Source organism: Caldicoprobacter sp., assembly GCF_047459465.1.
Lineage (GTDB): Bacteria > Bacillota > Clostridia > Caldicoprobacterales > Caldicoprobacteraceae > Caldicoprobacter.
In genome coordinates, this window is the sequence record NZ_VSCO01000223.1 from 1 (window position 1) to 1628 (window position 1628).

The window sequence follows — 1628 nt, forward strand, 5'->3', positions numbered from 1 at the left end:
ACTTTCAGGGGGTCACTGTCTCTTCCTTGACACCCATGGTAATAGGGGCTATCCAGCTTGGTGCGACGGTGGACTATGCCATTCTGTTCACCAGCCGCTACAGAGAAAATCGCGAAAGGATAGATGATAGGCTAGAAGCCATAAGGCAAACCATAGAGGATACTGGCCGCTCGGTACTGACCAGCGCTCTGACGATGATAGCCGCCACGCTGGGCATTGCGATGATTGCCAGCATAAAGGCGACAGGAGAGCTGGCCATGATGATTGGAAGGGGTGCAGCCATAAGCATGGCGGTCATCTTCCTGGGGCTGCCTTCTGCATTTTTGATATTTGACAAGTTCATCGGATGGACCACAAAAAACTGGGCAAGGGCTGGAAGGTCCAGCAAATAGAAAATGCGCTAAATGGATCTCTAGTAAAAAATAACGGATATGCAAAGAATCCGACATTGTAAAGGAGATGTAGAAGAACAAGAACGAGTTTTAGATAAAATATGCAAAAGGAGTGAGGATGTATGAGCCTCAAGAAGATGATAAAAAGGGCCATATCCGGAACGCTGTTATTTTCGGTTATGCTTTGCCTAGCATTGATGCCAATGGGTGCCACCCATGCTTATATAGGTTCAACAGCGGCATTGGTTCAGTCCAACGACGCTGATGATGGTTCGGCCTTGGTGGGCAAGAATGAGACCGTTTATGTGATTCTCGACCATGACGGGAAGGTGCTGGAGCAGAGGGTGGTCAACCGCATTTATGGGAAAGGAGAAATAGAGGAGGTACGGGATTACGGCCGATACAGCTCGGTCAGAAATATGGAAGCTTCAGCTAAACCTAAGCTTGAGGATGGCCAGATAGTATGGGATGGTCAGCTGCTGAAAAAAGGAGATATATATTATGAAGGCATAACCGATAAGGAATTGCCGGTTGAGGTGTCTATAAAGTATTTTTTGGATGGCAAGGAAACGGATGCGCGCAGCCTGGCCGGCAAAAGCGGCAATTTGAGAATTGAGATTGAGATTAGGAATAAACTTGAGGTGACGCAGCCCATAACCTATGAGAGCTATGCAGGAGGCTCTGTATCTAAAGAATATGAGCACTACGTACCTTTTTTGGTGCAGGTCTCCTATCCCGTTGATCTCAGCGTATTTTCAGATATAAAAGCCGATGAAGCGGTGAAGGTTGTAACCGGCAAGACCATGAACTTAAGTTTTGCTACTTTCCCTTATCCCGATGCACAGGTGACCTTTGAGATGATAGGTAACAACATACAGCTTGAGCCCATCACCTTTACGGTCATTCCTCAGGTGCCGCCAGTGCCGGATATGGACATGGAAGATGAGCTGGTGAAAATGCTGGACGGGGTGCGGAAGATTCGCAATGGACTGAAGCAGTTTGGCAGCGCAGCGCAGCCCCTGATAAGCGGCAGCAAACAGATGGCACAGGGTAAACAGGCATTTGATAAAGGGATTTCTGCTCTTGTTGAGGGAAGCAAAAAATTAGAAGAAAATTCCTATGAGCTGATCGTGGGATTTGATGCTGGCCTTAAGGGCCTTGATGAATTAAAGAATGGGCTGACAAAGCTGACTGAAGGCTTAAGCGGAGTGGCTTCGGGGATGAATGGTTTAGCTG

Annotated in this window: 1 protein-coding gene and 1 pseudogene; both read left to right on the forward strand. The window is 47.5% G+C overall.

The window, feature by feature from the left end:
- A partial coding sequence (locus FWJ59_RS09570; RefSeq protein WP_414481698.1) for an MMPL family transporter occupies positions 1-392 on the forward strand: 392 nt, incomplete at its 5' end.
- A 122-nt stretch (positions 393-514) separates the two neighbouring features.
- Positions 515-1628: pseudogene (locus FWJ59_RS09575) on the forward strand (hypothetical protein); the annotation flags it as partial.